The following is a 25,276-nucleotide window of genomic DNA, read 5'->3' as shown; positions in this document are numbered from 1 at the left end:
CCCCGCGAGGTGTGCGGAATTGGGCGTATGCGCGGTATCTCCCGGGCAGTAATTCCGATATCTGAGCGCTCCAGGTGCCGTCAGCCATGGCGGTTGCACGTGCGCGAATCTTGTTGAGCGTCTCGAATCAAGTACAGCTGCAGAGCCTCGGGCTCGCCGCCCAGTTCGCCGGGGCGCCGAACTGGGCGTGGCGGGCGCTGTATCCGGCCTGCTACGTCACCGTCGGGCGGAAACGAGCGCTGGCGGGACTGCAGACGCTGCGGGAGAAAACCCTCGACGTCGACCTTTTGATGATCGTCGACGCTATCGGCGCCGCGGCGATCGGCCAGGTCCTCGACGGCGGACTGCTGATCGTCATCTTCGCCGCCTCCGGCGCGTTGGAAGCATTTCTGACCCAGCGCACCGCCGATTCGATCCGAAGCCCGCTCGACCTCACACCCGAACGTGCCACGCGCCATCGACGATCTACTATTGACGATAGTAGTTCGTTGATCGAGGGTCACCCGGACCGTTCGATCCAACCAAGGGAGACCCCATGAGTTTGACACCGTTCCTCGTCGTAGTTCTCGGGGTTCCGGTAGGAATGGCCGCGATAATTGGACTGATGTCGATAAGTCACGAGAAGGGCAATCGCAAGAGCAGTGCGGAGCGAAAGATGCAACGACTCCGTTCGGAGGTCAACCGACTCAATTCCAAGAATGTAGCGCGCTAACCCAAACCCGACATCAGAGCAACCTCGGAACAACACCTGCCGTCCTGACCAAAACTGAACACCAGAGTCCCAGCTGCCCGAATTGATGTCCATCGAGCCGAATTTTGCTCGACGGCGACCTTTTCAGCCCGCTCCGGCTCACTTCACTGCCTCGCAGACATCGGGCCCCTGCGCGAACAAAACGCGGTGTTCGGACCGCCCGCACTGTCTTCGATCAACCAGCCCGCGCCATGGTCACGCGCCGGCGCACACGAACCCGGCATCGATCCGCAACGCCCACTTATCGAGATTCGTTGAAAGCGGCACTGTGCCTGATCGTTTCGTGTCTATCTTTCGTCGGCTACCGATGCTTCTGCGTAACGATGGGTATGGGGGTGCGCCCCGGCGCGGTGGCGGCGCCGACGAGGAAGACGAGCGCCGCGAGGGCGCCGAATCCTGCCGTGAGCGTGGCCGCTGCCGCCACCCCGGCCACGAGTAGCGGGCCGCCGGCGTCGCCGAGTTCACGCCCGAGTTCGGTGGCTCCCATCGTCTGCCCCATCCGTTCCTCGGGAGTCGAGGACGCCAACGACGCGAATGCCAGGGGCGTGATGATTCCGGTGCCGATTCCGATCGAGACACCGGCAGCGAGGACACCCGCCAATCCGGGGATCATCGCGCACGCAAGACCGACAGCGGTCAGCGTCAACCCTGCGGCGACGCCCACGGCTGCCGAGATCCGGCCCGCGTCGAGGGCTCGTCCGGCCCGCGGCTGCGTAATCGCAGCGCACAGTGCGAGCACCGAGACCGCAGCTCCGGTCGCTACCGGTCCGAGGCCGGCGGCGGCGCCGGAGACCGGGAGGAATCCGACGCCGACCGACAATGCGGCCGTCGCCGCGGCGAGTGCCGCCGTCGGGCGCAGGAATCGGTGATCGCTCAACCGTCGTGCGAGGTCGACAACTGTTTGCCGCGACCGGGGAAGCGGCGGTAGTGCGGGTACTGCCGTGTGTACCCAGATCGCGACAATCAAAGCGAGGACGGTCATCACGGCGAACAACAAGCCGAGGCCGCCAACCCACATCACCGCACCGCCGAGCAGGGGGCCGAGGGTGTAGCCGAGACTTTTGTAGAATCCGTAGGTTCCGAATGCGCTGCCGCGCCGTGCTTTCGGTGTCAACCGGGCGACCAGCGAACTGGCAGCGGGCGAGAATGCCGATGCTGCGGCGCCTTGGCCGAGGCGAGCGAGCCATAACCAGTTCGTATCGGCGACGAGGACGAACAGCACTGATGCTGCGGCGAATCCGATCAACCCGCCGAGCAGGACAGGCTTGGCCCCGACCTTGTCGGCGAGTGTCCCGAACACCGGTTTGAGGAGTACTTCGGCGCCGTCGTAGAGGGCAAGTAGAAGGCCGAGGTAGAGCAGCGAACTCGCCATGCCGTCGAGGTCGAAGGCGAGGTTCGCCGCGACCGCGTGAGCACCGAAGGCGGTGGTGAACCCGGCTGCGTACAGCGGCCACATCCGCCAACGCTCGACCGCAGGATCCGCCTTTGCGGTGCTCATGTCCGATCGCTTTCGTCACTAGGCGCTGGGTCGTGCAATGCGGCGATCACACGTGCGGAGTAGTCCTCGAACCGCTGTGTGCAATGCTGCAATGCTGCGGTTGCCTGTTCGGAGTTGCTGGCGCCGAACACATCCCGAGCCTTCAGGTCGCGATGCCATCGCCGCAACCTGTCCAGACTCTGATCCTCCTCTTCGAGTTCTGCCAGCGTGAACTTCCGGATCCGGATTTCCTTGTCGAGTTCTGCTTCGTACTTCGTGCAATCGGAGAGAAACTCCGCCCAATCGTCCTCACGTGCTGTCGTGAACATCGCCTCGAATCGCGCACCGTCCGCTGCCGTGGCGCCGACGGCATCGAGGAAGATGATCTCCCCGCCGGCGCGTTCGACCAATGCGGTGGCCTTGTCGATGCCGACCGCGAATACCGGGACGTTCGGGACTGCCCACACGCCTTGGCCGATCGACAACGCGCCGACCTTGCGCAGTTCGCGCCACACCGCGACTCGGTGGCGCGATGGTTCGGCGGGGATCTTGATCAAGACTATCCGCCAGTTGGTGGGTGATTCTTCTGTTTCCACCACGTGAATGTATCAGTCGTTACATTTTCGAAGAATGCGCGCGTTACTTGTCCGAGCGTTCCGTTAGCCCCGACAGCATCTGCGCCGGTCAGGCGGCGTGTCACCAAGCCGTTTCAGGAGTACCGCTTCGTTTCGCATCTAATCCTGCAGAAGCCACCTCAATCGCCGTGCAACAGTTCAATTCTCGTTCGGGGAACTGTCACAGCCTGGTGACTACGTTCGTCTTCTGATGCACTCCACTCGACCACGCAGCATCCCGGAGCAGACGAAGCCCGTTGAGGGCGACGATGATGGTGGAGCCCTCGTGGCCAGCCACCGCCAACGGCAGTGGGAGTGTGCCGATCAGATCCCACAGCACCAAAGCGGAAATGAACGTCGCGGCGATCACCAGGTTGGCGACGACCACTCGTCGGGCACGTCGCGACAGCGCCACGACCGCGGGGATGGCACTCAGTTCGTCGCGCAGAACAACCGCGTCCGCGGTGTCGAGGGCAAGGTCGGATCCGGCGCGGCCCATCGCGAGGCTGGTTCCGGCGGCAGCCATCGCCGGTGCGTCGTTGACCCCGTCGCCGACGAGCAGCACATGGTGCCCGCCTTGTTCGAGTTCGCGGACGGCATCGACTTTGTCCTGTGGAAGCAGGCCCGCCCGTACATCGGTGATCGCGATGGTGGCCGCGAGTTGTGTTGCGGCGCGCTCGTTGTCGCCCGTGAGCATGGTCGGCGCTCGCCCCGTCAGCGCGGTGAGTGCGGTGACCGCGGTGTGTGCGTCCGTGCGGAGTCGGTCGTCGAGACCGAACACGGCAACAGCGATGTCGTCGACTGTGACCACGACCGCTGTTCGGCCGATGCTCTCGAGTTCGGAGACTGCGGTCGTTACCTCGATTGAGAGAGGGTTCTGTGTGTGATCGGTGCGCGGCGGACTGCTCACTGCCACACGGTGATCGCCTACGAGTGCCGAAACGCCTGCACCCGCAACAGAATGGAAGTCGACCGCATGGCGGAGTGCGATTTCACGTTGTCGAGCCGCCGCGGCGATAGCGCGGCCGAGGGGATGCTGGCTCGGGAGTTCCGCACTCGCCGCGAAGGACAGGATGTCGTTCTCGTCGAGATGCGACGCGGGCAGGACCCGGATCTCGGTCAGGACCGGAGTGCCTTCGGTCAGGGTGCCGGTTTTGTCGAACGCGACCACGGTGGCGGCGCCGAGTTGTTCCATGACGACGGCCGACTTGACGAGGACGCCGTGCCGGCCGGCGTTGGCTATCGCGGACAGTATCGGCGGCATCGTGGCGAGTACGACGGCGCAGGGTGAGGCCACGATCATGAAGGTCATCGCGCGCAGCAACGTCGGCTGTAATGCGGCACCGACGGTCAGGGGAATGAAGAACAATGCCAAGGTCGCGACTACTACGCCGACGGAGTATCGCTGCTCGATCTTTTCGATGAAGAGTTGAGTTTTCGCCTTCGTGGCGGAGGCTTCTTCGACCATGGTGACGATTCGGGCGATGACCGTCTCGGACGGGTTGCGCGCGACTCGCACCCGCACAGCGCCGCTCCCGTTGTGGGTGCCGGCGAACACCTCGTCGCCGGCCGTCTTGGCGACGGGGAGTGGTTCTCCGGTGATGGAGGCTTGGTCGACGTCGCTGGCGCCGTCGAGGACGGTTCCGTCTGCGCCGATGCGTTCACCGGGTCGAACGATGATCTCGTCGCCGACCGACAACAGGGAGGTCTCGATGCGTTCTTCATCGCCGCCGGCGGTGACACGGGTCGCCTGGGTGGGAGCGAGATCGAGTAAGCCCTTGACCGAGTCCTCGGTCCTGCGAGTCGCGAGCGCTTCGAGTGCGCCGGAGGTGGCGAAGATGACGATCAGCAGGGCGCCGTCGAGGACCTGCCCGATCGCCGCTGCACCGATCGCCGCGACGATCATCAGCAGATCGACATCGAGGGTCTTTTCGCGCAGCGCCTGGATGCCCGCCCATGCGGGTTCCCAGCCGCCGGTGACGTAACAGGCCAGGTACAGCGCCCAATACATCCACGCCGGGGCGCCGGCGATTTGGGCGACCAGGCCGGCAGCGAACAATGCGGTGGCGGCGACTGCCCATCTGACTTCCGGCAGGGAGAACGCCGGTGTGCGGCGCGGTCGTTGCGCCCTGCGGATTAGAGGGGCGTCAGCCGTTGTCGTAGGCATCGAATCTGCTTTCGGGTGTGTCGAGACTTCTTGGCCGCCGCCATACTACGCATATATGTAGATGTCTTCATATATGGCGTGTGTTTAGGATATGAGGTATGGGCCACGGAGTGCAAGGTAGAGACACCCGCGCAGCGGCGCTCGACACCGAGAGCGCGGCCGTCGTCGCAGAGGCCTTGCAGGCGTTGGCCAACCCCAGCAGATTGCTGATTCTCTCGCGACTACGCTCGGGCCCGGTCGCCGTCAACGACCTCGCCGACGATGTGGGCATGACGCAATCGTCTGTCTCCCACCAACTTCGGCTTCTACGTGCGCTAGGACTCGTCACGGGGACCCGCACCGGCCGGAGCATCGTCTACAGCCTCTACGACAACCATGTCGCACAACTCCTCGACGAAGCCGTCTACCACATCGAGCACCTCAGACTCGGCGTACGCGACACTTCGACAGGCTGACATTCCCCCACTTGAACCAACACCACGCCCGAGTGCCATCTCCCCGCATGGCCCGCACAGTAAGAGAAGACCTCACCCGAGGAGTCGGACGCTGCTCCCGCACATAATTCGTACGTGACCGAGTTCAGAGCTGTCGGCGCCGCGGTGGGCGAGTGTGATGGCGTCGACGAGTGCGAGCCCCAGGCCGTTGCCGTCACCCCCGCGGGCGGCGTCGCTGCGACGGAATCGTTCGGCGTGTGGAAGGAAATCGCGCGGTATCCCCGGTCCGTCATCGTGGACGGTGAGCATTACGCCGGGCGCGGTGTCTGCGCCGAGTGCCTGGGCGGTGAGGATGATCGCGCCGTTGCCGTGACGGACGGCATTGTCGCCCAGATTGCCCAGGGCCCGGCTGAGCAACGCGGGGTCCAGGTGTGCGACAAGATGGTCGGGGGCGACGATGTGCACCGACCGTGAACTGCCCGTGAGCAACTGGCTTCTCGCCCGCCGGGCCGCCACCTCCAATAGCGGGCGGACGTCGGTGGCCTGTGCGTGCGGTGCACTGGTTCCTTGGGCGCCGAGGACGAGGAGGTCCTCGGCGAGCTGAACGAGACGGCTGGTGTCTTCCGAGATGCGGCGCAGCGTCGTCTCGAGCTCAGATTTGGTGCGCGGGCGCCTCAAGGCGAGCTCCATCTCGGTGGAGAGCACTGTCAGGGGTGTACGTAGCTCGTGGCTGGCATCGTCGATGAACTGCTGCTGGCGCAGCGCTGCTTGTTCCTGCGCGTCGAGCATGGTGTTGAACGTGTGCCCGAGGCAGCTGATCTCGTCGTCTGGACCAGCCGGGACATCCAGGCGGACAGAGGTCGCGCCCGCGGCGATTTCCTCTGCGCGACGTTCACGATCACTGCCGACACCGGTGTCGGCACCCCGGCAACAGTGCAGGTCACCGTCACCGTCACCGATGCTCCGGTGGTTGACCCGCCCGCGACCGGATCCCTCGGCTCACTGAACTCGATCGTCGGTAGCTAACTTCCCCGACTGTGTGCAGTTAATTGGGCATACTGCCTCAACGACGTTGTCCTCCACCCCATTACGCGGGGTCGGAGGACAACGTCGTTTCGGGGACTTCTCTCACCGATCAATCCGCAGCTTCGCCGCTCAGCTGTCGCTCGGAATTCGGTACTGCTGAACTAGTCGCGAAGCATTTCGGCCAGATCGTCTGGCACTGGCATGGGCTTCATCAGCCCTGCCTCGACACGACCGGTGTTGCCTTCTGGGTAGCGCCCAGACAGAGATCCGGGTGCGGCGACGATGATCCGCACGATCTGTCCGAGCGCCTCTCGACGGTCGTGTTGGCCTAATGCGAGGGCAAGCATGGCGATGTGGTTGCGGGTGTGCGGCCACGGGTAGGGCTGGGAAATGATGTGGGCGCGTTCGAGGTGCGCCCATCGTTGCGCGTCGTCGCCGGTGGTGTCGGCGGCAGTCATCTCCGAGACATAGGCGGCTCGGAGGTGGTCGGGCATCGATGTCATGACGAACTCTCATTCGGGGGTTCTTGCGTTGACTCCCGCAATAGTGCAGCCAGGAGCAGCACGACACCGCAGGTGAGGTAAGTGTCGGCGAGGTTGAACGTCGGCCACCACCCAGTGTGGAAGTAGTCCGTCACTTTCCCGTCGACGGCGCGGTCGATCACATTCGCGGCTGCGCCAGCAAATATCAGGGACAGCCCGATCATCGCTGCTAGTGAGCTGGAAGGGGCGGTGCGCCAGGCGTACACACCGATACCCGCGGTGATGACAGCGGTGACGGTGAGGACAATCCACATCGGCAGTTGGTCACCCATGCTGAACGCGACCCCGCTGTTATAGGCCAGCTTGAGTTGCAGCAGCCCGAAGTCAACGGTGCGGCCATCCGAAAGTTCCCGACGCGCAACTGGTTCGACAAACAATGCGACGGCAGCGAGGGCGACGACGGCGGACACGAAGACGCTCCTCAGACGCGGTGTCCGAGTCGAGTATTCGGTCGCGGTGCCGCTCATGCGCGGGCCCCGACCGGCGCCGACAGCTCTGAGGCGGGTGTAGTCAGGGCGGGGACGCGGCCGGCGCGGACGCCGTTGGCGATGACGACGATCTCGGCGAGCTCGTGGACCAGGACCACCGCGGCCAGGCCGAGGACACCGAACAGTGCCAGTGGCATCAGGACGGTGATGATTGCGAGCGAGAGCCCGACGTTCTGCAGCATGATCCGTCGGGACCGGCGGGCATGCGCCAATGCCTGCGGCAGGTGCCGCAGATCCTCACCCATCAGAGCGACGTCGGCGGTTTCGATGGCGACGTCCGTGCCCATCGCGCCCATCGCGATGCCAAGATCCGCGGTGGCCAGGGCAGGGGCGTCGTTGACGCCGTCGCCGACCATCGCGGTCGACCGGTGCCGGCCGAGTTGTTCGATGATCCGAGCCTTGTCCTCCGGGCGCAGGTCGGCATGGACCTCGTCGATCCCGACATCGGCCGCGAGTGCGCGGGCGGTGCGTTCGTTGTCGCCGGTGAGCATCGCGACGTGGTAACCGTCGCGGCGCAGCCCGGCCACCACCTCGACCGCTTCGGGCCGCAGCTCGTCGCGGACCGCGACCGCCCCGATCAACGCACCGTCGCGTTCGATCAGGACCGCGGTGGCCCCGGCGTGCTGCATTCGCTCCACCTCGGCCGCGAGGGATCCGGGCTCGATCCAGCCCGGTCGCCCCAACCGCACCGAACGGCCGTCGAGGTACCCGGTCAGTCCTGCACCCGTGACGGCCTCGACGTTCTCGGCAGCGGTGATGTCGTCGACGGCGGCGAGGATCGCCTTTGCCAGGGGATGCTCGCTGCGCGCTTCCAGCGCAGCGGCGACTTCGAGGACCTCATCGCGGGTGACGCCGGCCGTGGTGGCGACCGCGATGACGGTGGGCCGGTTACGGGTCAGGGTGCCGGTCTTGTCCAGGGCGATGCCACGGATGCGGCCGAGGGCTTCGAGCGCGGCTCCGCCCTTGACCAGGACACCGATCTTGCTGGCGGCACCGACGGCGGCGAACACGGTCACCGGCACCGCGATCGCCAAAGCGCACGGCGAGGCTGCGACCAGCACGACGAGAGCGCGTTCGATCCACACCCTCGGCTCCCCGAGCAGGCTGCCGACGGCCGCGATGATCGCGGCGACCACCAGGATCGCCGGAACCAACGGTTTGGCGACGGTGTCGGCGAGGCGTTGGGCCTCGCCCTTGCGGGACTGTTCGGCCTCGACGATCCGCACGATCTTCGCCAGCGAATTGTCTTGCGCTCCAGCGGTGACCTCGACTTCGAGGACGCCGGTGCCGTTGATCGATCCGGCGAACACCTCGTCACCCGGTCCGGCTTCGACCGGGACGGATTCGCCGGTGATCGCGGAGACGTCGAGGGCGGTGCGGCCGGTCGCGATGGTGCCGTCGGTGGCGATACGCTCGCCCGGCTTGACGATCATGATCTCGCCCAGCTGCAGTTCTCCAGGTTCGACTATCTGCTCCCTGCCACCGCGCACGACAGTGGCGGTCGCCGGTACCAGGGACAGCAGCGCGCGCAGACCGCGGCGGGTGCGGGTAACCGAGAACTCCTCGAGGCCCTCGCTGATCGCGAACAGGAACGCCAGCATGGCAGCTTCTTCGACCTTGCCGAGCAGTACGGCGCCGACCGCGGCGATCGTCATCAGGGTGCCGACCCCGATCTTGCCCCTTGCCAGGCGTTTGAGGGTGGCGGGGACGAAGGTGTAGCCGGCGACGAGCAGCGCGAGTGAGAACAGCGTCAGTGCCGCCGGGTGGGGGCCGTCGGTCCATTCCACGATCAGACCGGCTACCAACAGCACCCCGGCGACCGCGGCGGCGCGGATCTCTGTGACCTGCCACAGCTTGTCCGGTTCACGTTCCTCCTCGCCCTCGGGGCGAGGTTCGTCATGGCCGCAGCCACACGCATCACTCATGCGGTCACCCCCGACCCGGCGTCGGTGCCGTAGTTCGGGCACAACGCGACCGCGGAACCCGTAGCGGCGAGCAGGGTCTCGGCCGAGGCCAGCAGATCAAGTAACTCGGGGCGAGAGAGGGAGTAGAACACCTGTCGACCCGCAGGGCGGCCGGTGACCAATCCGCAGTCCCGCAAGCACGCCACGTGCGCGGAGACCGTGGACTGCGCCAGACCGAGTTCGCCGACCAGGTCTGCCACACGCGCCTCCCCTCCGGCGAGGCGACGTACGATCGCCAACCTGGTCCCGTCGGAGAGGCTGTGGAACAACGCCACTGCGTTGTCGAGATCCGATCCGTTCTCGGTAGCCAGGCACGCATCTTTATTGATCGTCATATTGCGATGATAGCGGAAAGAGACGATGATAAAGAGGTGGGTCCGGACGTTTCCCGTCCAGGAATCTGCACTCGACGTGAGGAGGAGGTAATGATGAACGTGCTGACGAATCTGCAGGCGTGGTGGAACTGTCAGGTCATGATGGCCACCGGTACGTGTGGGACGTGCATGACGAACATGCCCGGCTGCTGCTAGGCCCCGTCGGGATCCGACCGTTTGCGGTCATCGATTAGGCCTTGCTCAATGCCGCCAAAGCGGATGTGCCTACAGGTTCTTCGGCGAGCATCGGAACGATCGCCGTTCGCTGACTGCATCGACTTGTGATGGCGTCGATCTCGGTGATCTCCCCCGCCGCACGCTGCTGTAGGAGCACAGAGGTTGGTTCGGCGGCGGCGAGGGAATTGTTGACCACCCACGCCCAAGGCTCAATTCCCGCGCGTTGCAGATCAGCTTGCAGACCAGCAGCTTCGAGAACTGGCGTGGTTTCGGCGAGGGTCACGAGCAGGACCTTCGTTGCGTTTGGGTCCTGTAGTCGCATCAACGGGGTGGTGAAGTTCGTGTTCTCGCCCATCTGGCGGGCGATTTCCCGGTGATAGGAACCGGTGGCGTCGAGCAGTAACAAGGTGTGGCCGGTCGGGGCCGTGTCCACGACAACGAATTTTCGGCTCGATTCGTGGATGACCCGCGAAAATGCTTGGAAGACTGCCACTTCCTCGGTGCAGGGTGATCGGAGGTCTTCGGCGAGGTTGGCGCGGCCTCGTTCGTCGAGGTTTTTGCCTTTGGTGGTCAGGACGCGGGTGCGGTATTGCTCGGTGGCTTCCGCGGGGTCGATTCGGGAGACCTGGAGGTTGTCGAGCTCCCCGTTCAAGGTCTCGGCCAGGTGCGCTGCGGGGTCGGTGGTGGTCAGATGCACCTGATGTCCGCGGCCGGCGAGGGCGACGGCGATCGCAGCGGCAATGGTGGTCTTGCCGACTCCGCCTTTGCCCATGCACATGATCAGGCCGTGATCAGTGGTGTCGAGTTCGTCGATCAGGGCCGAGAGCGGAGCACTGAGCGACTGCGCGGCCGAAGCCGCAGCCGCAGCTACCGGACTGGGGTCGGCAGCGAAGAGACTCTCGAGAGCATCGATACCGACGATGTTGGCCGCTTTGAGCGGAACCTGATCGGTGGGCAGTTGCGCCAATTCCACTGGTAGGGCGGCGATCGCAGCTTGCTCGCGGCGGTAGATCGCGGTCTCGAGCGGATCTGTGTCGTCGGCGGGTTCCGGGAGGACACCGTTGATGACGACGTGTTGGTGGGTCAATCCGATGTCGGCGAGTTCGCGGTAGGTGCGGGTGATTTCGGCGAGCGTCGAATTCTGGGCACGCGAGACCAGGACGAGGCGGGTCCGCTGCGGATCTGCGAGCGCGGCAACGGCGTCGGCGTAGATGGTGCGCTGCTTGTCGAGCCCGGACAGCGGCCCGAGGCATGATGCGTCGCCTTTGCCGTCGTCGAGGAACTCGGTCCACGATCCGGGGAGTTGGAGTAGCCGGATGGTGTGCCCGGTCGGGGCGGTGTCGAAGAGGACGTGGTCGAAGGCGGTAGTGATGTCGTCTTGGCCGGAGAGCAGTCCGGTGAACTCGTTGAACGAGGCGATTTCGGTGGTGCAGGACCCGGAGAGCTGTTCGGCGATAGCGGCGATGTCCTTGTCCGGGAGCAGACCTCGGACGGGGCCGATGATGCGCTCACGATAGGCGGCGGCGGCTTGTTCCGGGTCGATCTCGAGTGCCGACAGTCCGGGCGCTGCGGGGATGTCGGTGATGGTGTTGCCGATACTCACCCCGAAAACCTGCCCGACGTTCGAGGCGGGATCGGTGCTCACGAGCAGCACTTTCTTCCCGGCGCGGGCGAGGGTGATCGCACTCGCGCACGCGATGGATGTTTTACCGACACCTCCCTTGCCGGTGAAGAACAGGAATCGGGGCGCGTTGTTCAGGAACTTCATAGCGTTCGTGGGTGCTTTCAGCAGCAGGTGGTGGAGTCGGCGTCGTCGGTGGAGCAGCACGCCGATGTGTCGGAAAGTCCGAGCATGGTGATCCCGGCCGGTGCCGCCCCCGCGTCGAGTTCGGTCAGGCCCGCCCATTTCGCAAGCTGGCTGCGGGTGGGATATTTGCCGGTCAACGCGGTGATGCCATCGACGAGCGCCAACGGGAGTCCTTCGGAGCCTGAGATTTTGAGGAAGGCTGCGACGGTGTCGTTTCCGGCGAAGGCGAGGGGGTCGTTGGCGAGGTTGTGGCGGGTGATGGTGCCGCCGTTGCCCGCGACCCAGTCGAGGTCGGCGGTGAAGGTGATCAGCGCTTGGTCGACGTCGTCGCCGCAGACGCCGGTGTTGCAGCACAGTGCGGGTTCGAATACTTCGATGGTGCTCATAGCGGTGTCCTCTACTTGTATGTGCTTTTCAGGGTTTTCGATGCTGCGGGTTCTGGTGTCAGCGGGTGGCCAATCGGGCAGCGAGGGCGTCGACGTGGGATGCGATGTCGTCGCTGACCAGGCACATTCGTTCGATTCCGTCGATGCCGCGTTCGGACGGCTCGTCGGTGTCCCAGTTCTCGAAGTCGGTGCCCGGGGTGGGGTCGACTTTCGCTTCGCTGCCCAAGGTGACGACGAGGTCGACATCGCGAACGAGCTGCGGGTCGATCAGTGTCGGAGTTTGTGCTGTGATGTCGACCCCGACCTCGAGAAGGGTTTCGGCGGAGAGTGCGTTGACCGCTGAGCCTGGTTTAGTGCCAGCCGAGTACACCTTGACCTGGTCGCCGGTGGCTTTGCGCATGAGACCGGCGGCCATCTGGGATTTTCCGCCATTCTTGACGCACACGAACAGCACTGACGGTGAACTCATCGAAAACTCCTGTCTCTGGATGTGAATGTCAGGGGGCGCCGACGACGTCGGGGGTGTTGGCGGTGAGTTCGGTGATCAGTGCCTGTACGCGGGTCTTGATCTCGTCGCGGATCGGGCGAACCGCATCGATGCCTTGGCCGGCCGGATCCTCGAGGACCCAGTCGCGGTAGCTCTTGCCGGGGAAGATCGGGCAGGTGTCTCCGCAGCCCATCGTGATCACGACATCGGAGTCCTGCACGGCGCCGGTGGTGAGGATCTTCGGGGTCTGGGCGGAGATGTCGATTCCGAGCTCTGCCATCGCCGAGGTTGCGGCGGAGTTGATGGTTTCCGCTGGTGCGGACCCGGCGGAGCGGACCTCGATGGCATCGCCGGCGAGGTGGCTCAGGAAACCGGCGGCCATCTGCGATCGGCCGGCGTTGTGGACACATACGAACAGGACGCTGGGCTTGTCGGACATGAGAAAGAAGGTTCCCTTCGAAGATGGAAGTAAGAGCTGAGGAAGTGGTCGGTCAGACGGCGACGGGTGTGGTCAGCTCGGTGAGCAGCGCGATCACCCGTGCATCGAGGTCGTCGCGGATCCGCCGCACCACCCCGAGGGGTTGTCCGTCCGGATCGCCGAGTGCCCAGTCGAGGTACCGCTTGCCCGGGTAGACGACGCACGCATCGCCACAGCCCATCGAGACGACGCAGTCCGCGGCGGCGACCACATCATCGGTGAGGGGTTTCGGGAACTCGTCGGCCAGGTCGATCCCGATCCCCGCCGTCACCGCGGCGATGTCCGAGACACGAACAGGACCTCGGGCACGTCCTTGTGCGTGCACAACGCGGGGCGATCGCAGATGGCGGCGGCACTGCTCGATCATCACGCCGGATCCTCGCCGATCCACGAGATCAACCCCGCGGCCGAGTCCATGTGCGCTCCGCCTTGGCTCAGTCCAGCGGCGCAATCGCCAGCTGTGAGGCGGTCGGCGGCGAACCGCGCCGCGAGCGAGGTGAGATGGGTGTGGATCTTCGCGGTCCGGCGCAGCGCCGTATAGGACTCGAAGACATAGCGTTCGACGGTTTGTGGGGAGAAGACCCCGACATATTTCGCTGCCAGGTCGTGCGTGGTGCGCGAGAGAACTGCCTGCGGTGAGAGGAGATCGGGCTGGGCTCGGTGCTCGTTCATCATGACTCCCGAAAGATGTAGGTGACTTACGTACCGGTGGGTACGGGTGAAACCTCTTTGACTGCAAAGCGTTTACGCAGAGCGAGGGAGACATAAACCAGGCCAACCAGAACCGGTACCTCGATCAGCGGGCCGACCACGCCGGCCAAGGCTTGACCGGAGGTGGCGCCGTAGGTGGCGATGGCGACGGCGATCGCGAACTCGAAGTTGTTGCCGGCAGCGGTGAATGCCAAGGTGGTGGTGCGTTCGTAGCCCAATCCGATTGCGGCGCCGAGGATGTAGCCGCCTCCCCACATCAGTGCGAAGTACACCAGCAACGGAAGTGCGATGCGGACGACGTCCCACGGCTGCGAGGTGATCCGCTCGCCCTGCATCGAGAAGAGCACGACGATCGTGAACATCAGACCGTACAGAGCCCACGGGCTGATCTTGGGGATGAATTTGTTGTCGTACCAGTCGCGGCCCTTGGCTCGTTCGCCGAAGAAGCGAGACAGGAATCCTGCCAGCAGCGGAATGCCCAGGAAGATCAGAACGGATTTCGCGATCTGCCACGGTGAGGTGTCGATGGTGGTTTGTTCGAGGCCGAGCCACCCGGGCAGAACCGAGAGGTAGAACCAACCGAGGACCGCGAACATGATCACCTGAAATACCGAGTTGATGGCGACCAGAACGGCGGCGGCTTCGCGGTCTCCGCAGGCCAGGTCGTTCCAGATGATGACCATTGCGATGCAGCGGGCGAGGCCGACGATGATCAGGCCAGTTCGGTATTCGGGCAGGTCGGGCAGGAACAGCCAGGCCAACGCGAACATCAGCGCGGGTCCGAGAACCCAGTTCAGGAACAGCGAGCCTGCGAGGAGTTTCTTGTCTCCGGTGACGGTGTCGAGGCGGTCGTAGCGGACCTTCGCCAGGACCGGGTACATCATGATCAGCAGGCCGAGGGCGATCGGCAAGGAGATGCCGTCGATCTGGACTTTTTCGAGAGCGGTGTTGAGTCCGGGGATCCATCGTCCGAGCAGCAGGCCTACAACCATGGCAACGCCGATCCAGACCGCGAGATATCGGTCGACGGTGGAGAGTTTTCCGACGACTGAGGGGTGTTCGGTGGTCGCGGCGTTGCTCATGCGGTGACCTCCGCGCTTGCGTCAGCGGAGCACACGTCAGCAGCGCTCACGGTGGATCCCTCGACCAGAAGCACTGCGGAGAGTTGCTGCAGCGCAGCGGGGATCACCCAGTAGTACACCCAGGTTCCGCGTCGTTCACAGTCGAGGATCCCGGCCTGGCGCAGCACCTTGAGGTGATGCGAGATCGTCGGCTGGGACAGGTCGAAGGTGTCGGAGATGTCGCAGACGCAGGCCTCACCCCCCTCGTGACTGGCGACCAGGCTCAGCAGGCGCAGACGCACGGGGTCACCGAGCGCTTTGAACATCCGGGCCAGGTCACCGGCCCAGTCTTCGGTCAACGGTTCGCGCACCAACGGGGAGCAGCATGCGCCGGTCTCCGCAACATCTTGATTCGACATACTTCGATATTGACAGATCTCGAAGTAGCTCGCAACTGGTGACGAGTGAACATCTCCGGCCGAGCAGAACGACTTGACTCTGTAGCCGGGTACAGGGTTAACAATGGCGACATGCGTAGCAGTGAACTGGCCACTCGCGCAGGGGTGAATGTGCAGACGTTGCGGTATTACGAACGTCGCGGACTCCTGCAGCAGCCTCCACGATCCACCTCGGGATACCGCTCATATCCGGATGAGGCTGTCGAAATTGTCCGGTTCGTCAAACGCACCCAGGAACACGGCTTCAGCCTCGACGAGATCAACGAACTTCTCCATCTCGCCGGTGGCGGACCGGACGATTGCGACACAGCTCGGCGGCTGGCCCAGACGAAGATCGCCGAGTTCGACGAAAAGATCCGAGACCTGCAACGCATGCGGGCCTCATTGACCGAATTCGCGTCCACCTGCGCACTACCCCGAGCTGACCGACACTGCCCCATGCTCCAGACACTGCACACCGACGAAGGAACACCATGATGCATCTCGAAATTCTGCAGGTCCCGGACTGCCCCAACGTGCCGCTCCTCGAACAACGGATCGGCCAAGCTCTCGCAGGTCAGCCGATCCAATGGGAACTGCGCCACGTGATCGTCGATGATCCTCGATCCGCAGAACTGACGGGCATGACCGGGTCTCCGACGCTGCTCGTCGACGGCCACGATCCCTTTGCCGAGCCAGATCAGGTGCCGAGCGTGTCCTGCAGGCTCTATCGAGATGCCACGGGGGCGGTCGGTGGTGCTCCGACCGTTACAGCGCTGAGGACTGCATTCGGGATGGATTCACCCGCCGCCGACGTCAGGGTCTATGTCGAAAGTATCAACCCAGCCGCTCAGTGTTGCCCTGCCGATTCCGATCCGGCGGCAGACCTGGAGGCGTCACGAGGGCGAGCTACACCGACCGGACCTGCGGAGACCGCGGTGCATCAGGCCATCCTCCGCAGCTTCGCGGAGCGCGGCACCTCGCCGACGATCTACGATCTCGAACCGATTGCGCGGCAGTTCGATTCCTCGGCCACCGCGATACTGCGGAGCCTGCATGATGCTGATGTCATCCGGATAGAGATCTCCGGTCAGATTCGGTCTGCCTACCCGTTCTCCGCGTCACCGTCCCCTCACCGCGTTCACCTGCCCTCCGGAGTCGAGGTCTACGCGATGTGCGCAATCGACGCCCTCGGCATCTCGTCCAGGCTCGGCACAGACACGACCATCACCACCTCCGATGCGGGCGATCAGGCACCGATCACGATCAGTGTTCGCGGGATACACGCGCACGCACAACCCGCAACGGTTGTGGTCTATGTCGGATCCGAAGCTGCACAGGGCCCCTCTGCAGACATCTGCTGCAGCCACATTAACTTTTTCAAAGACCGCGCATCCGGTGAAGCCTGGGCCACCGCCCATCCGAACGTCTCCGGCAGCGTCCTCGACCTCGACGAAGCAACGACTGTCGGTGCCGCTGTCTTCGGCACACTACTGGGCACCTGATACTCGGTACGTCTATGCACGCCCGCCCTGGTCAACAGCTTGACCTTGAAGTCGAGTGCAAGGTTTAGCATTCATCTATGCAGCTCATAGCATCCGTGTCCGATCCAGATAGCTCGCGGAACCTCCAATTAGCAGAATCGTTGCCCTCCTCGATCGCACCACTGGCATGTACGTTGAGCGCGTCCGGCCAACAAGATCGACTCGAACAATGGGAACGTGTGCTGGGTGAGGTGGAGCACTGGGCTTCGGTCGCTGATGGGCTGGTGCTGCGGTTTCGTCTGGACCTCGATCTGGCACACACGTTGTTGACGCGTGATTCACGCTGAACTCGAATGTTGCTCGTTCTTCGTCTTCCAGTTGTCCTTGGATTCGCATTTCATGACGTTGACGGTGACTGCACCCGGTCACGGTCTTGATGTCGTCGAGCAAATGTTCGGCCGGTCATGAGCAGCGCAGATCGCTCCGAGGGCGCGCAGGCCGCACTCCCAACACAATCGAAGCTCACTGGGGCCGCAGTCGGCACTGCGGCGGTCGCGGCGTGCGCAGCATGCTGTGCGGCACCGATCGCGGGCATTCTCGCCGCCGCGGGGATTGCCTCGGGCGTGGCCGGTCTGCTCATCCCCGCTTTGTGGGGGTTGGCCATCATCCTGGGAATCGCGGCCGCGGCCGTCTATCTCCGGCGCAGATTTCGGCATCGCCCCGCAGTCGTCCCTCACACGGTGACTCTCGGGTTACCGACCTATGTCGAGCGCAATCGAGAACCTGATCGCGCAGGTCGAGACACCGAATCCTTGAAGTGACCTTCAACCTTTACGCTGACGATATGAGCACGTTCCTGTTGATCTCCGAGTTGGCCGCACGGAGCGGTTTCCCGGCTTCGACGCTGCGCTACTACGAACGAGTCGGACTTCTCACACCCGCCAACCGCTCCCCGGCCGGGTACCGACTCTACGACGTCGCCGACCTCGATCGACTGCGTTTCATCGACCAAGCAAAGTCGTTGGGCCTTCCGCTCAGCGACATCACCCGCCTGGTCGCGGCATGGAACGACGAACCGTGCTCGGCCGTCCGCAGCGAACTCCACTCGTTGCTTCAGGACAAGAGCCGTGAAGTCGCAACCCGCATCCGCGAACTACGATCCTTCGCGCACTCCCTCGACCAGGCCCAGAAGATCCTCGAAGCCTCCGACGACTGCGGATCCTGCGGACCGAACTGTGCCTGCTCTAGCCTCGTCGAGAGCGTCCCCGATACTCGCGCCCTTTTACCTTTGATCTCCGCTCCGGGTCGATGACTACTCATCTCGTTGTCCCTATCGAATCCGACCAGAAAAGACGCCGCCGCCACTCATGACTGCTCCACGTATTACTCGCCTGGTCGAAGCCCTCGAACGTCATCAAATCCCGCTCTATCTCCTCGCTCTGCTGATCGGCGGCCTTGTGGGGATCCTCGCGCCCGACACCGCGCCGGGTTTCGAACACGCGATCAACCCCGTTCTGATCGTCTTGCTCTACGCCACCTTCCTCGCGGTGCCGTTCTCCTCGATCCGGGAGTCGTTGAAGGACGGTCGCTTCCTCACCGCACTGCTCGGCGTGAACTTCGTTCTGGTTCCGATCGTCGTGTTCGCTCTCTCGCGTTTCGTCGCCGACGATCAAGCGGTATTGCTCGGCGTGCTGTTGGTGCTGTTGGCACCGTGCATCGACTACGTCATCGTCTTCAGCGGTTTGGCCGGCGCCGCATCCGAACGTCTCCTCGCTGCCGCACCTTTGCTGATGTTGCTGCAGATGGCGCTTCTTCCGGTCTACTTGTGGTTGTTCGTCGGTTCCGAACTTGTCGACGTCATCGACGTCGCTCCGTTCGTGGAGGCCTTCCTGCTTCTGATCGTGGTGCCGCTCGTGCTCGCAGCCCTGACGCAGGCCATCGCTCGACGCCATGTGGCCGGTCGCATCGTGATGGAGGTGATGGCCTCGATCATGGTTCCGGTGATGATGGCGACCCTCGCGGTGGTCGTCGCCTCCCAGATCGAATCCGTCCGCACACAGCTGAGTTCACTGGTCTCGGTGATTCCGATCTTCGCCGCGTTCCTGGTGATCATGGCATTCGTTGGACAGGGCATCGGCAAAGTCGCACGTCTGGAACCAGCCGCGACGAGAGCGTTGATATTTTCCGGTGCCACCCGAAATTCCCTCGTCGTTCTGCCACTCGCACTGGCGCTACCGCCCGCGTTGTCACTTGCTGCCGTGGTCGTGGTGACCCAGACTCTCGTCGAACTCGTCGGCATGGTGATCTACGTCCGCCTGATCCCTCGGCTCGTACCGAAGTCGAATCTTGATGTCACAACGAATTCCACTGACTTGCGAATCTGAGCCCGACACCTGACATCTTCATCACTCGATGCCATGAAGACGCTCGACCCGCGCCTCGCGCACCATCCAGAAATACATCTTTGAGCGGTCACGTGCCGAGAGGAACAGGGTCGGGCACGATCTTGTGAAATTGCGAGGTACCTTCGGCGCCTGGGAGCTTCTATGCGTGTCTGGCCGTGGGGCGACTTTTCACTGAGTGCGCATTGCGCGACGTTTCTCATCTACGACCATCACTTCTTCATTGATCCGGCGCCGCAACGACCGGAACATGATCGCGGAGATGGCGAATCCGAGCAGCAGGGCCCCGAACAGTGCCAAAACGCCGGGGATTTCGAGATCGAATATGGCGTTGATTCCCATGATGATCACTGCGAGGCCGGCGATCAGGGCGAGTCGAGCTGCGGTGTAGTACATCATCAGGCGCACGAGCTTTGAACGTGCCACACGGTTGATTCGCGCCAGGCGTGTCTGCGGCGCTTGGTGTGCATCCAGTGCCGCAATTTCTGGGCTGACTGGCTGGCTGGGACGGCCCTTCGGAGCGGACTGGCGTTTCACGATGCTCGATTCTCGGGTTCGGATCCCGCCTCTGCTTGGCGGGGGGCGACGGACGAACCACATAACTACTATGCATAATAGTAGTTCAGTGTTGTTCCCGGTTCATCGCACCACGCTTGGAGGAAGTGCATGCAGGCACGGTCTCGATGGCTCCTGTTCTTCCTGGTCGTGATCGCCCTCCTTGTCGTGGCGATCTGGCCACGATCCACGTCAACCGAGGCCCACTCCTCGACCCGGCCGCAAGTGCCCCCGGCCGCGTCACAAGCCGCGTCACAAGTGGAAGAAGAAGCTCCCGACTCGGGGTTTTCATCGTCGTCCGCGGCAGCGGAGGTTTCCTGTCCTGCGGCCCCGGCGCTACCGCCCGTAAACGGAGAACTCCTGGGAATCAAAGCGAAGTGTCTTGGCGAGAGCACTGAAGTCGACCTCGGTGCAGCGTTGTCCGGGGAACCTACCTTGATCAACCTCTGGGCCTCGTGGTGCGGGCCGTGCCGATCGGAAATCCCGGTCCTGAATGACTATGCAGGTACTCCGGGCGCCATCCGCGTAGTCGGAATCAACGTCCAGGACGACATGTCAGCAGCACTAGCACTTCTCACGGACGCAGGCGTGCGCTATCCCTCGTTCGCCGCTGTCGACGACGTCGGAATTGCGCTGTCGGCGCCGCCAGTTCTGCCGCTGAGCTTTCTCGTCCAACGTGACGGGTCCGTCGACCAGGTTACAACCCCCATGGTTTTCGAAAACACTGACCAAATACGCTCCGCTGTAAGTGAGTTGATGAAATGACCGCACCCACGCTCCCTCGAAAGCCGAGGCAACGCGCACTCGGAAAACCCACCCGCGCCCTCTCGCTCGTCGCTATTCTCACCGCGATCGTCGTCGCCGCGAGTGGGTGTGCAACCGGCACCGACGCAGTCGCTTCGGGTGCGAATTTCGATTTCGTCTCACCGGGAGGGCAAACCGATATTTTGTACGACCCACCCGAGTCGCGAAACATGATCGGTGTATTGGCCGGGCCTGACCTCATGACCGACGGTAACGACATTTCACTGACTGATTACGCAGGTCAGGTCGTCGTGATCAATTTGTGGGGGCAATGGTGCGCCCCGTGCCGGTCCGAGGCCGACGATCTCGAGCGCGCGTACGAAGCAACCAAAGACCTCGGTGTTCAGTTTCTCGGGATCAATGTTCGAGATCCTCAACGTGACAAGGCCCAGGACTTCGTTGTCGACAACAACGTGAGCTACCCCTCGATCTACGACCCGTCGATGAGGACTTTGACAGCGCTCGGCGGAAACTACCCGACAAGCGTGATTCCCTCCACGCTGGTGTTGGATCGCAGACATCGCGTCGCCGCAGTGTTCCTTCGCGCACTTCTCACCGAGGATCTGCAACCTGTCATCGAGCGTGTGGCGGCCGAACAGTGAACGAACTCGCCCAAGGCATCGGGTCCAGCTTCCAGACCGCCGCCTCGAGCGGCCCGTTGCTTCTCGCAGTGGCGGCGTGCATTCTGGCCGGTCTGGTGTCTTTCGCGTCGCCGTGCGTGGTGCCGCTGGTTCCCGGATATCTGTCGTATCTGGCCGGCATTTCCGGAGCTGATTCGCCGGCGGTGACCCCTGGCGGCGAGACCGCTGAGGCCGCAGGCAGATGGCGGGTGACCGGCGCAGCAGCGATGTTCGTCGCGGGATTCACTGTGGTATTCGTTCTCGCCACGGCGTCGGTATTCGGGGTGATCGGCACCCTACGCATCAACGAAGAGCTGCTCCAACGTGTGGGCGGTGTCATCACCATCGTGATGGGGTTGACGTTCATCGGCTTCATTCCTGCCCTGCAGAAAGACGCACGGTTCGCGCCGCGACGCATCTCCTCCCTTGCCGGTGCACCCTTGTTGGGGGGCGTGTTCGCGTTGGGTTGGACACCATGTCTCGGCCCTACTCTCGCCGGAGTTATTTCGGTTGCGGCAGGAACTCAAGGCACGACAGCAGCACGAGGGGTGGTACTGATCGTCGCCTACTGTCTGGGATTGGGGCTACCGTTTATCGTGCTGGCGTTCGGGTCGGCGAAAGCGCTCCGAGGCGTCGGATGGCTCAAACGCCATTCACGGACGATTCAGATCGTCGGCGGAATAATGCTCGTCGCTGTCGGCCTAGCCCTGGTCACCGGCGTGTGGGGCGTGTTCATCGGCTGGTTGCGCAACGAGTTCGTCAGTTCGGTCGTGCTGCCGATATGACAGATAGCGCCACCGCGGGAGCTCGCATCCGTCGCCTCCCGAGACTGATGATCCGAGAAAGCATTCGACTACTGCGCCAGTATTGGCGCAGGCTGACGTCGATGAGTACCGCGCTCGTGCTCCTGTTCCTCTTGGCGCTCGCAGCACTTCCCGGCGCTATGTTGCCTCAGCGAAATCTCAACGTACAGAAAGTTTCCCAGTACATCGCTGCCCAACCAACCCTTGGCCCGCTGTTCGACAAGCTGGAGTTGTTCGACGTCTTTTCCAGCTTCTGGTTCACCGCGATCTACGTCCTCCTTTTTCTCTCTCTCATCGGCTGTCTGTTTCCACGCTTGCAGGCACATCTCGGCGCGCTTCGGAGCCAACCTGCCCGGGCGCCTCGGAATCTGTCCCGGTTGCCGCACCATTTCCGCGGCGTAGTAGATATCTCGCATGACGAGGCCCTCACCAGAGTGCGCCGGTCTCTCAAGGGCTGGCGTGTAGCCGTCAGGTCCGAAAAGGATTCCGAGGTCTCGGTTTCCGCGGAAAAGGGGTATCTGCGAGAGGCAGGGAATCTGGTTTTCCACTTCTCGCTGATCGGATTGCTCGTCACCGTCGCCATCGGCAAGTTGGTGGGGTATGAGGGTTCGGTGATCGTCATTGCCGACGGCGGCCCCGGTTTCTGCAACACGTCACCCGCCGTGTACGACTCGTTTCGATCCGGAAATGCAACTGATGGAACGGGTCTCGCACCTTTCTGCATCAAGGTCAACGACTTCTCCGCAGACTATCTCGATACCGGTCAGGCCGAAATGTTCACCTCCAACATTTCGTACCAGAGCGGGCAGGATATCGCGACCAATACGTGGAAAGACTATCGTCTTCGGGTCAACGAACCGTTGCGTACCGATGGTGCCCGCGTTTATCTGACCGGCCATGGGTACGCACCGCAGTTCACGGTCACATTCCCCGATGGACAGTCCCGTACCGAGACAATGCAGTTTCAACCGGACGACGCGGTCACGTTCCTGAGCAGTGGGGCGTTGCGGTTCGATCCTCCAGGTGGATCGTTTCCGAATCCGGACGAGCGACGGAAGAATCAGATCGCCATCGAGGGACTCTTCGCACCGACCGCGTCCTTCAGCGGGACGCTTCTGACTTCGTCGTTTCCCGATGCGCGTGACCCTGCGGTCGCGATCGACATCTACAAGGGCGATACGGGTCTGGACACCGGCATTCCGCAGTCGATCTTCTCGTTGAATACCGAAATGATCAACCAAGGAAGGCTGGTCAAACAAGATCGTGTGAACCTTCGTCCTGGAGAGACGAGAACTCTCACCGATGGAACACAGGTTCGGTTCGACGGCGCAAAGGAATTCGCCAATCTGCAGGTGTCGTACGACCCTGTGCAACAGTGGGTTCTCGTCTTTGCGATCACGATGATGCTCGGACTTCTGATCTCGCTCGTGATCAGGAGGCGACGGGTGTGGGTCCGCCTACGCCCGGGGGCAGGACCGGAGCAGGTTGATCTCGAACTCGGTGGACTGGCGAGGACCGATCATGCAGGGTGGGGCGGCGAATTCGACGACCTTCGCGAGAAATTGTTGGCGGATCAGCGCAGCTCTCCCTCGATAAGTGCGGGCATGTGAGGGTCCCTTCGGCCGAACGTGCAATCGCTACCGACGGCGACACTGATACAGGCCCCAAAGATGATCGGTCCACGCGGCGCAGCGGTGGGATTGCCCTGCGTCTCGCGTTTTCGGTGGGCGCTGGATGGCTGCTGTTTCTCAGCTTTCCGCCGCGCACGCTGTGGTTTCTCGCCCCTGTCGCCATCGCTCTGCTGACGGTCGTTCTCCGGGGTCGTAGTCTCCGTGCGGGTTTCGGATTCGGCTATGCCGCGGGACTGGGCTTCTTCGTGCCCTTGCTGCCGTGGGTCGGGGCGTACGTGGGTCCAACGCCCTGGTTGGTGTTGGCGTCGATAGAAGCGCTTGCATTCGGCGTGTTCGGCGTCCTCGCAGTGTCGGTCAGTCGCGCTCCGCCTTCCCCGGTGTGGATTGCGGGCGCATGGGTCACCGCAGAAGCGCTTCGTAGCCGAGTTCCGTTCGGCGGTTTCCCGTGGGGGCGTTTGGCCTTCGGGCAGGCGGATAGTCCGCTGCTGCCGTTGACTGCGATAGCCGGGGCGCCAGGGCTGTCCTTCGTGACCGCACTCACCGGAACGCTCCTCGCCTGGTCCCTGACCCGGCCTTACTCCGTTCGACGGCAGGCATGGGCAGAAGGCGGCGCGGCCATCGTCCTCGTCTTTGTGAGTGCATTCGTGGTGAGTTCTTCTGAAGTCACCCCTGACGAAGTCGTCACTGCGACCGTCGTTCAGGGCAACGTGCCGCGACTCGGCCTCGATTTCAACGCCCAACGGCGAGCGGTGCTCGACAATCATGTTGCCCGCACCGAGCAGCTCGCAGCTGATGTCGTGGCCGGTCGCGTAGCCCGGCCACGGCTTGTTATCTGGCCCGAAAATGCTTCGGATATAGATCCTTTGGTGAATCGGGATGCGGCGGATCGACTGGACCGAGCAGCCCGTTCGATCGGGGCGCCGCTCCTGGTCGGTACGGTTCTCGAAGGTGAGGCGGGCGCCTCGATCAACAGTGTCATGGTGTGGGATCCCACGGATGGCCCTGGCCAGCAGCACATCAAACGACAACTCGTGCCGTTCGGGGAGTATCTGCCGCTCCGTTCGATCGTTCGTGCAGTGTCGTCGTATGCCGATGCAGCGGGCAATTTCATTGCCGGCAACGGAAACGGAGTCGTCGACCTCAATGGGATTCGATTGGCCGTTGCCACGTGCTACGAGGTGGCCTTCGACGATCTGGTGACCGAGTCTGTGAAAGCGGGAGCCACAGTCATCGCGGTTCCTACCAACAATGCGACCTTCGGCCGGACGGAGATGACATTTCAGCAGTTGGCCATGTCTCGGGTGCGGGCAGTCGAGCACGGTCGCACTGTGTTGATCGCAGCAACCAGTGGTGTCAGTGCGATCGTCACGCCAGCGGGTGTGGTGCGTCAACAGAGTGAGATCTTCACAGCACAAGCATTGACCGACGAGATCGCCGTGCGTTCCGATCTCACGCTGGCAACACGTGTGGGTTCGGTTCCCGAGATCGCCCTGTCGGTGATCGTTCTTTCTCTCGCTACCGCGCCACTCTTCACGGCCGCATGTCGATTCCGTCGCGGCAGAAGAACGAAAACATGAATTACTATGATGGATAGTA

General features: G+C 63.2%; 29 protein-coding genes and 2 pseudogenes. 15 read left to right on the top strand and 16 right to left on the bottom strand.

Features of this window, described 5'->3' with window-relative positions; translation table 11 throughout:
* Positions 1-86 precede the first annotated feature (86 nt).
* Positions 87-455, top strand: a pseudogene (locus MTX36_RS17460) (heavy metal translocating P-type ATPase); the annotation flags it as partial.
* An 80-nt stretch (positions 456-535) separates the two neighbouring features.
* Positions 536-712 carry a hypothetical protein gene (locus tag MTX36_RS17455; RefSeq protein ID WP_243620958.1) on the top strand — a complete coding sequence of 59 codons (177 nt, stop codon included), beginning with the start codon at positions 536-538 and terminating at the stop codon, positions 710-712.
* A 340-nt stretch (positions 713-1,052) separates the two neighbouring features.
* On the opposite strand, the gene MTX36_RS17450 is transcribed toward MTX36_RS17455, so the two are convergent.
* From MTX36_RS17450 to MTX36_RS17440, 3 genes are all read right to left on the bottom strand, one after another.
* Positions 1,053-2,249, bottom strand: a complete 1,197-nt coding sequence (locus MTX36_RS17450) for an MFS transporter (RefSeq protein WP_243620957.1) — start codon at positions 2,247-2,249, stop codon at positions 1,053-1,055.
* Positions 2,246-2,824 carry a Chromate resistance protein ChrB gene (locus MTX36_RS17445; protein ID WP_308198232.1) on the bottom strand — a complete coding sequence of 193 codons (579 nt, stop codon included), beginning with the start codon at positions 2,822-2,824 and terminating at the stop codon, positions 2,246-2,248. Before MTX36_RS17445 ends, MTX36_RS17450 begins: the two co-directional genes overlap by 4 nt.
* Before the next feature lie 199 nt (positions 2,825-3,023).
* Complete coding sequence (locus MTX36_RS17440; RefSeq protein ID WP_243620955.1) at positions 3,024-5,009, bottom strand: heavy metal translocating P-type ATPase; 1,986 nt, start codon at positions 5,007-5,009, stop codon at positions 3,024-3,026.
* A 98-nt stretch (positions 5,010-5,107) separates the two neighbouring features.
* Between MTX36_RS17440 and MTX36_RS17435 the strand changes: the two genes are divergently transcribed.
* Positions 5,108-5,464: a helix-turn-helix transcriptional regulator gene (locus tag MTX36_RS17435; RefSeq protein ID WP_243620954.1), complete on the top strand. Its 357-nt coding sequence runs from the start codon at positions 5,108-5,110 to the stop codon at positions 5,462-5,464.
* Positions 5,465-5,536: 72 nt separating this feature from the next.
* Here MTX36_RS17435 and MTX36_RS17430 read toward each other — a convergent pair whose 3' ends face one another.
* A complete protein-coding gene (locus tag MTX36_RS17430; RefSeq protein WP_243620953.1) occupies positions 5,537-6,232 on the bottom strand; it encodes a cell wall metabolism sensor histidine kinase WalK in 696 nt (231 codons plus the stop codon).
* A 12-nt stretch (positions 6,233-6,244) separates the two neighbouring features.
* On the opposite strand from MTX36_RS17430, the gene MTX36_RS17425 reads away from it, so the two are divergent.
* Complete coding sequence (locus MTX36_RS17425) at positions 6,245-6,469, top strand: hypothetical protein (protein WP_243620952.1); 225 nt, start codon at positions 6,245-6,247, stop codon at positions 6,467-6,469.
* A gap of 161 nt (positions 6,470-6,630) precedes the next feature.
* Here MTX36_RS17425 and MTX36_RS17420 read toward each other — a convergent pair whose 3' ends face one another.
* From MTX36_RS17420 to MTX36_RS17370, 11 genes and pseudogenes are all read right to left on the bottom strand, one after another.
* Positions 6,631-6,972, bottom strand: coding sequence for a DUF3703 domain-containing protein (locus MTX36_RS17420; RefSeq protein ID WP_243620951.1), 342 nt, complete (start codon positions 6,970-6,972; stop codon positions 6,631-6,633).
* Positions 6,969-7,478 carry a signal peptidase II gene (lspA, locus tag MTX36_RS17415; RefSeq protein ID WP_279394738.1) on the bottom strand — a complete coding sequence of 170 codons (510 nt, stop codon included), beginning with the start codon at positions 7,476-7,478 and terminating at the stop codon, positions 6,969-6,971. Before lspA ends, MTX36_RS17420 begins: the two co-directional genes overlap by 4 nt.
* Positions 7,475-9,424, bottom strand: coding sequence for a cation-translocating P-type ATPase (locus MTX36_RS17410; RefSeq protein ID WP_243620949.1), 1,950 nt, complete (start codon positions 9,422-9,424; stop codon positions 7,475-7,477). The genes lspA and MTX36_RS17410 overlap by 4 nt, the downstream gene beginning before the upstream one ends.
* Entirely contained in the window at positions 9,421-9,798 is a 378-nt protein-coding gene (locus MTX36_RS17405) for a helix-turn-helix transcriptional regulator (RefSeq protein ID WP_243620948.1), read from the bottom strand. The genes MTX36_RS17410 and MTX36_RS17405 overlap by 4 nt, the downstream gene beginning before the upstream one ends.
* 229 nt (positions 9,799-10,027) lie before the next feature.
* A complete protein-coding gene (gene arsA, locus MTX36_RS17400; protein ID WP_243620947.1) occupies positions 10,028-11,782 on the bottom strand; it encodes an arsenical pump-driving ATPase in 1,755 nt (584 codons plus the stop codon).
* Positions 11,783-11,799: 17 nt separating this feature from the next.
* The gene (gene arsD, locus MTX36_RS17395; RefSeq protein ID WP_243620946.1) at positions 11,800-12,207 is read right to left on the bottom strand and encodes an arsenite efflux transporter metallochaperone ArsD; all 408 of its coding nucleotides are present in this window, start codon (positions 12,205-12,207) and stop codon (positions 11,800-11,802) included.
* 58 nt (positions 12,208-12,265) lie between these two features.
* Positions 12,266-12,676: a low molecular weight phosphatase family protein gene (locus MTX36_RS17390; protein ID WP_243620945.1), complete on the bottom strand. Its 411-nt coding sequence runs from the start codon at positions 12,674-12,676 to the stop codon at positions 12,266-12,268.
* Between the two features lie 28 nt (positions 12,677-12,704).
* Positions 12,705-13,133 carry an arsenate reductase ArsC gene (locus tag MTX36_RS17385; protein ID WP_243620944.1) on the bottom strand — a complete coding sequence of 143 codons (429 nt, stop codon included), beginning with the start codon at positions 13,131-13,133 and terminating at the stop codon, positions 12,705-12,707.
* Between the two features lie 52 nt (positions 13,134-13,185).
* Positions 13,186-13,847 (bottom strand): annotated as a pseudogene (locus MTX36_RS17380) (three-helix bundle dimerization domain-containing protein).
* A gap of 23 nt (positions 13,848-13,870) precedes the next feature.
* The gene (arsB, locus tag MTX36_RS17375; RefSeq protein WP_243620943.1) at positions 13,871-14,965 is read right to left on the bottom strand and encodes an ACR3 family arsenite efflux transporter; all 1,095 of its coding nucleotides are present in this window, start codon (positions 14,963-14,965) and stop codon (positions 13,871-13,873) included.
* Positions 14,962-15,363 carry a helix-turn-helix transcriptional regulator gene (locus MTX36_RS17370; RefSeq protein ID WP_243620942.1) on the bottom strand — a complete coding sequence of 134 codons (402 nt, stop codon included), beginning with the start codon at positions 15,361-15,363 and terminating at the stop codon, positions 14,962-14,964. The genes arsB and MTX36_RS17370 overlap by 4 nt, the downstream gene beginning before the upstream one ends.
* 111 nt (positions 15,364-15,474) lie before the next feature.
* On the opposite strand from MTX36_RS17370, the gene MTX36_RS17365 reads away from it, so the two are divergent.
* The 6 genes from MTX36_RS17365 to MTX36_RS17340 all read left to right on the top strand — a co-directional run bounded on the left by MTX36_RS17365 (position 15,475) and on the right by MTX36_RS17340 (position 19,249).
* A complete protein-coding gene (locus MTX36_RS17365) occupies positions 15,475-15,879 on the top strand; it encodes a MerR family transcriptional regulator (protein ID WP_243620941.1) in 405 nt (134 codons plus the stop codon).
* Entirely contained in the window at positions 15,876-16,886 is a 1,011-nt protein-coding gene (locus MTX36_RS17360; RefSeq protein WP_243620940.1) for an alkylmercury lyase family protein, read from the top strand. The genes MTX36_RS17365 and MTX36_RS17360 overlap by 4 nt, the downstream gene beginning before the upstream one ends.
* Before the next feature lie 77 nt (positions 16,887-16,963).
* The gene (locus MTX36_RS17355; protein WP_243620939.1) at positions 16,964-17,212 is read left to right on the top strand and encodes a hypothetical protein; all 249 of its coding nucleotides are present in this window, start codon (positions 16,964-16,966) and stop codon (positions 17,210-17,212) included.
* A 117-nt stretch (positions 17,213-17,329) separates the two neighbouring features.
* On the top strand, positions 17,330-17,686 hold the full coding sequence (locus MTX36_RS17350; protein ID WP_243620938.1) for a hypothetical protein: 357 nt from the start codon (positions 17,330-17,332) through the stop codon (positions 17,684-17,686).
* 23 nt (positions 17,687-17,709) lie between these two features.
* A complete protein-coding gene (locus MTX36_RS17345; protein WP_243620937.1) occupies positions 17,710-18,177 on the top strand; it encodes a MerR family transcriptional regulator in 468 nt (155 codons plus the stop codon).
* 55 nt (positions 18,178-18,232) lie between these two features.
* A complete protein-coding gene (locus tag MTX36_RS17340) occupies positions 18,233-19,249 on the top strand; it encodes an arsenic resistance protein (protein WP_243620936.1) in 1,017 nt (338 codons plus the stop codon).
* A 189-nt stretch (positions 19,250-19,438) separates the two neighbouring features.
* Here MTX36_RS17340 and MTX36_RS30275 read toward each other — a convergent pair whose 3' ends face one another.
* Positions 19,439-19,804: a DUF4229 domain-containing protein gene (locus MTX36_RS30275; RefSeq protein WP_243620935.1), complete on the bottom strand. Its 366-nt coding sequence runs from the start codon at positions 19,802-19,804 to the stop codon at positions 19,439-19,441.
* Positions 19,805-19,933: 129 nt separating this feature from the next.
* Between MTX36_RS30275 and MTX36_RS17330 the strand changes: the two genes are divergently transcribed.
* From MTX36_RS17330 to lnt, 5 genes are read left to right on the top strand one after another with little or no spacing between them, the layout of a single operon-like run.
* Complete coding sequence (locus MTX36_RS17330) at positions 19,934-20,587, top strand: TlpA disulfide reductase family protein (RefSeq protein WP_243620934.1); 654 nt, start codon at positions 19,934-19,936, stop codon at positions 20,585-20,587.
* On the top strand, positions 20,584-21,228 hold the full coding sequence (locus MTX36_RS17325) for a TlpA disulfide reductase family protein (protein WP_243620933.1): 645 nt from the start codon (positions 20,584-20,586) through the stop codon (positions 21,226-21,228). Before MTX36_RS17330 ends, MTX36_RS17325 begins: the two co-directional genes overlap by 4 nt.
* Entirely contained in the window at positions 21,225-22,031 is an 807-nt protein-coding gene (locus MTX36_RS17320; RefSeq protein WP_243620932.1) for a cytochrome c biogenesis CcdA family protein, read from the top strand. The genes MTX36_RS17325 and MTX36_RS17320 overlap by 4 nt, the downstream gene beginning before the upstream one ends.
* A 47-nt stretch (positions 22,032-22,078) precedes the next feature.
* Positions 22,079-23,659, top strand: a complete 1,581-nt coding sequence (locus MTX36_RS17315; protein WP_243621011.1) for a cytochrome c biogenesis protein ResB — start codon at positions 22,079-22,081, stop codon at positions 23,657-23,659.
* On the top strand, positions 23,656-25,257 hold the full coding sequence (gene lnt, locus MTX36_RS17310) for an apolipoprotein N-acyltransferase (protein ID WP_243620931.1): 1,602 nt from the start codon (positions 23,656-23,658) through the stop codon (positions 25,255-25,257). The genes MTX36_RS17315 and lnt overlap by 4 nt, the downstream gene beginning before the upstream one ends.
* Positions 25,258-25,276 lie beyond the last annotated feature (19 nt).

The sequence above is a fragment of the Rhodococcus sp. ARC_M6 genome, from assembly GCF_022810305.1.
Classification (GTDB): domain Bacteria; phylum Actinomycetota; class Actinomycetes; order Mycobacteriales; family Mycobacteriaceae; genus Rhodococcus_F.
Note: the sequence above shows the minus strand (reverse complement) of the source record. Positions and strands in the feature narration are given on the sequence as shown.